This window comes from Acidocella sp. MX-AZ02 (assembly GCF_000306035.1).
GTDB lineage: Bacteria > Pseudomonadota > Alphaproteobacteria > Acetobacterales > Acetobacteraceae > Acidocella > Acidocella facilis.
On record NZ_JH976207.1, the window covers coordinates 1,129,740 to 1,134,479 of the forward strand.

At 65.9% G+C, this 4,740-nt stretch carries 5 protein-coding genes; 4 read left to right on the forward strand and 1 reads right to left on the reverse strand.

Going from position 1 to position 4,740, the window contains the following annotated elements; all coding sequences use genetic code 11:
- The 4 genes from MXAZACID_RS05570 to MXAZACID_RS05585 all read left to right on the forward strand — a co-directional run.
- A partial coding sequence (locus tag MXAZACID_RS05570) for an exodeoxyribonuclease VII large subunit (RefSeq protein ID WP_008493166.1) occupies positions 1-324 on the forward strand: 324 nt, incomplete at its 5' end.
- A gap of 43 nt (positions 325-367) precedes the next feature.
- The gene (locus tag MXAZACID_RS05575; RefSeq protein WP_008493167.1) at positions 368-1,612 is read left to right on the forward strand and encodes a paraquat-inducible protein A; all 1,245 of its coding nucleotides are present in this window, start codon (positions 368-370) and stop codon (positions 1,610-1,612) included.
- Positions 1,609-3,201 (forward strand): intermembrane transport protein PqiB, encoded by a 1,593-nt coding sequence (locus MXAZACID_RS05580; protein ID WP_008493168.1) that lies wholly within the window; start codon positions 1,609-1,611, stop codon positions 3,199-3,201. Before MXAZACID_RS05575 ends, MXAZACID_RS05580 begins: the two co-directional genes overlap by 4 nt.
- On the forward strand, positions 3,198-3,752 hold the full coding sequence (locus tag MXAZACID_RS05585) for a membrane integrity-associated transporter subunit PqiC (protein ID WP_008493169.1): 555 nt from the start codon (positions 3,198-3,200) through the stop codon (positions 3,750-3,752). Before MXAZACID_RS05580 ends, MXAZACID_RS05585 begins: the two co-directional genes overlap by 4 nt.
- Positions 3,753-3,876: 124 nt before the next feature.
- Here MXAZACID_RS05585 and MXAZACID_RS05590 read toward each other — a convergent pair whose 3' ends face one another.
- The gene (locus MXAZACID_RS05590; protein WP_008493172.1) at positions 3,877-4,641 is read right to left on the reverse strand and encodes a class I SAM-dependent methyltransferase; all 765 of its coding nucleotides are present in this window, start codon (positions 4,639-4,641) and stop codon (positions 3,877-3,879) included.
- Between the last annotated feature and the right edge of the window lie 99 nt (positions 4,642-4,740).

A 4,740-nucleotide genomic window follows, 5' to 3' on the forward strand; every position in this document is an offset into this window, starting at 1 on the left:
CGCCTGCCGCCGCCTCAGGGCCAGCTCCAGCCGCGCCAGGCCGCCCTGGCGCTGGCCGCCCACCGGCTGCAAGTGCCGCTGCCGGCCCGGCTGAAGGAAGCCTCCACCCGGCTCTATAATGCCACCGCCCGGCTGGAGAGTGCCTCTTATGAACGGGTTCTGGCGCGCGGCTTCGCGCTCGTCACCACGTCCAAGGGCGAGGCCGTGACCAGCGCCGCCGCGGTGAAACCCGGCGCGGCGCTGCGGCTGCGCTTCGCCGATGGCAAGGTGGAGGTGAAAGCCGGCGCCGCGCCCAAGCCCGATCAGCTCGATCTCGGGCTTTGATAAAGCTTGAACCGGCCCCGCGCGCGCGCCAAATCAGCCGGACATGACCACGCCGCCGCTGGCCCCTCCCGACGATGATTGGCGCGAATGCCCGCATTGCGGCCTGTTCAGCCGTCTGCCCCATATCCAGCCCGGGATGGTGGCGGAATGTCCGCGCTGTGACCAGACGCTCTGGCGCATGCGCCGGGCGACGCTCAACTTTCCCCTGGCCTGCTCGCTCGCCGCCGGATTGTTCTACCTCTTCGCGCTGATCGCCCCGATGCTGGAGGTGGACGCCTATGGCCGCTTTTCGCTGGCGCGGATCGAAACCGGGCCGCTGCGGCTGGTCGAGGCCGGATGGGGGCTGGTCGGCGCGCTGGTCTTCGCGGTGACGCTGGTGCTGCCGGGGCTCAAGCTCGCGATCACGCTCACCACCTTGCTGGGGCTGAAATTCCACCTGCCCAAACGCTGGCTGCGCGGCATTTTCCGCTACTATGCCCCGATCACCCCCTGGGCGATGATCGATGTCTATCTGCTTGGCTTCCTGGTCGCCTATACCCGCCTCGCCGGCATGTTCAGCGTGCGGCTGGATACCGCCCTCTACGCGCTGATCGGGCTGATGCTGGCCATGGCCGCCGCCGATGCCGGGCTGGACCAGGAAATCGTCTGGCGGGCGCTAGACCAGCCTGACAAAACCGCGCCGAGCGCACAAGCTGGCGGGCTGATCAGCTGCGATGCCTGCGGCCAGGTCAGCAATGGCGAGACCGGCGATCTCTGCCGGCGCTGCGATGCGCCCTTGTTCACCCGCAAACCCGCCAGCATCTCCCGCGCCTGGGCCTACACCATCGCCGCCGCCTGCCTCTATATTCCTGCCAATCTCTATCCGTTCATGGATCTGACCAGCCTCGCCCACACCCAGTCCTACACCATCATGGGCGGCATCGTGGAGCTGGCGGATGTCGGGCTGTGGCCGCTGGCGGCCTTGGTGCTGTTCGCCAGCATCGCCATTCCGCTGCTGAAGCTGCTCGGCATGGGCTATATGCTGCTGGCCACGCAATTCTGCAGCGGCCATATGCTGCAGGGGCGCACCAAGGCCTACAGGATCATCGATTTCATTGGCCGCTGGTCGATGATCGACGTGTTCATGGTCTCCATCCTCATCGCCCTTGTGCATTTCGGGCAATTCGCCAATGTCAGGGCGAATGTGGGGGCCATCTGCTTCGCGGCGGTGGTGGTGCTCACCATGTTCGCCGTCAACGCCTTCGACCCCCGCCTGATGTGGGACAATGACCAGGAGCCCGAAGCATGAGCGACCAGCAGGCGCCGCCGCCCAATACACCGCCGCGTGCGAAGCTGCGCCGCCAGAGCTTCCATCTGGTCTGGCTGATCCCGATCGTCGCCGCGATCATCGCCGGCTATCTCGGCTATCGCACCATCATGGAGCGCGGCCCGCTGCTGACGCTGAGCTTCGTCAATGCCGATGGCCTCACCGCCGGCCAGACCCAGCTGAAATACAAAGCCGTGGCGCTGGGCACGGTCGAGGGCATCGATCTCGCCAAGGATAATTCCCACGTCATCGTCCGGGTGCGGATGAACGATGTCGGCGAGCGCTTCCTCAATTCCAACGCGCGCTTCTGGGTGGTGCGGCCGCGGCTGAATTTCTCCGACATCTCCGCCTTCGAGACCATCGTCTCCGGCGCCTATATCTCCGTGGACCCCGGCAAGACCCGTGGCGCCTACAAGGACCATTTCACTGGGCTGGAAACGCCGCCCGGCGTGCGCTCCGACGAGCCCGGCCGTACCTACACACTCACCGCCAACACCATCGGCTCGATCAATTCCGGCTCGCCGATCTTCTACCGCGATGTGCCGGTGGGCGAGGTGCTGGGCTATGACATCGGCAACGGCATCGGGCCGATCAAGATCAGCATCTTCATCCGCGCCCCCTTCGACGATCTGGTGCGCGAGGATAGCCGCTTCTGGAACTCCTCTGGCGTTGCCTTCGGCATCAAGGGCGGCGTGCTGCAATTGCAGCTGCAATCCATCCAGGCGCTGGTGGCCGGCGGCATCTCCTTCAGCCTGCCGCATGCGGCGCTGGACGACAAACCCAGCCCGAACGGCGCCGATTTCCGGCTCTATTCGTCACAGCAGCAGGCGGAATCCAGCGCCTATGACACCCAGATCCAGGTTGTCTCCTACATCACCAGCGATGTCAGCGGCCTCACCCCGGGCTCCCCGGTCACCGCCCTTGGTATCCAGGTCGGCGATGTCACCGGCGTGGAGCTGATGGTCGACCAGAAAAACGGCACCGCCAAGGTGAAGGTGACCATGCAGCTGCAGCCGCAGCGCATCCTCTCGCTCGGCCCGAACGCAAAAACCCCGGATCCGCAGGCCGTGTTCCAGCGTTTCGTCGATAACGGCATGCGCGTCGAACTCGGCACGCAGAATTATGTGACCGGGCAGAAAGAGATTAATCTGGCCATCGACCCCAAGGCGCCGCCGGCAAAGGTGACAATGGAAGGCGGCGCCATCGTGCTGCCCTACAAGCCAGGCGGGCTGGATGCGCTGATGGCCAACGCCGCCGATATCACCGGCAAGGTCGATCAGATGCCCTTCAAGCAGATCGGCGATAACCTCAACAAGCTGCTGGCCACCGCCAACGGCACGCTGGGCAGCGCGCAGACCAAGGCGTTGCTGAAAAATCTAAGCGACACGCTGAAAACCGCCAACACCACGCTGCAGGGGCTGAACCAGGGCTTCGGCAATGATTCGGATTTCCAGAGAAGCCTGCAGCAGATTCTCACCCAGGCCAACGCCACGCTGCAATCGCTGCAGGCGCTGACCACCTACCTCAACCAGCACCCGCAAGCGGTGCTCTTCGGACGGAGCGGCAAATGAAGCGGCGTTATGTGCTCATCGGCGGCGCGGCGCTGCTCTCGGGCTGCGCCTCGGCGCAGGTGCGAAGCTGGCAGATTGCGGCATTGCCGGGGCAGGCACGCGGCGGGGCCGGGCAGCGCATCGGGGTGCGCAGCATCGGCCTGCCCGGCGCGCTGAACCAGTCCGGTGTGCCCAAACCCGGCGGCGCCTACGCGGCGGATGCTTTCGCCAACGACCAATGGGCCGCCCCGCTGGCGCAGTTGCTGCAGACGGCGATGGTGCAGGACCTCGCCCAGCGCCTGCCGGGCGATACTGTGCTGGCCGATGGCGGCGCCATCGGCGCGGCGGCGGATCAGCTGGTGGAAATCCAGGTGCTGCAATTCGCGCCCGATGCGGCGGGCAAGGTGACGCTGAGCGCGCAGCTGGCGACCCGCCCGGCGAAACAACAGCAATGGCAGCTGCAAAGCTTCACCGGCACGGCGCAGGGGGGCGCCACCGCCCAGGGCATCGCCGCGGCGATGAGCAGCCTCTGGGGCGAGGCCGCCGACCGCGTCGCCGAGATGCTCAGTTAGCAAAAGTTTTTGGGGGCGACCCTTTTTTCAAAAAGGGTCGCGAAATGTCTGGGGTGGTGGCGACGGCGTTGCATACGCCCCAACGTTTTTCGCAGCTTTTTGAAAAAAGCTGCACCAAAAACTTTTACACCATATCCACGATCATGGTCGCGACCTCGAGGTCGAAACTGCCATCCTCGGCAATCGCGAAATACGCCTTCACCGCCACCGGCGCCCCCTGCTGCAAAGCCCTGATCGCCTGCTGCATCACCGCCGGCGTCGCGGTGCGCGCCACCCAGCTGGCAAACTCCATCCGCAGCCGCCGCACCGTCATCCCGCGCAGCCCGAAGCCCGCCTGCGCCAGCATCGCCCCCCACTCCGCGACGCTGTAATTGCGCCCGTGCGAGGGGTCGCGCAGCAGCTCCATCGTCTGCAGATGGCTGTCCAGCACCGGCTTCGCCGGCGCCACCGTATCGATGAACACCCCGAATGCCCCCGTCTTGCTCACCCGCCTGGCCGCCCGCAGCCCGGCCGGCACATCCGCCCAATGATGCGCGGTAAACCGGCACAGCACCGCATCGAACAGCCCATCCTCGAAGGGCAGCGCCTCGGCGGCGGCGAGCCGGGTTTCGATATTGCCCAGGCCACGCTCAGACGCCGTCCGCGCCACCGCCTCCAGCATCGCGGGCGTCACGTCGCACGCCACGACCCGGTTTGCGTACGGGGCGGCACGGTAGCTCACATGCCCGCCGCCGCAGCCCAGATCCAGCACGCAGGCGGGGGCGCGCGCCCGCAGCAGCGCCTCCATCTCGTCAAGATCCGCCCCGCCGGCATGCACGGCGCTCTGCACATAGGCATCGGCGCGCGGGGCGTAGTGGGTGGCGGCGAAATTCGGCTCGGTCTGGCTCATATCTTGTCTCCTGGGCTCACCCTATCCAGGTAAATAAACCGGTATAAGGAGCAAAATTATCCTGGTATAAACTCCACCATGGATCACCTCCCGCAGCGG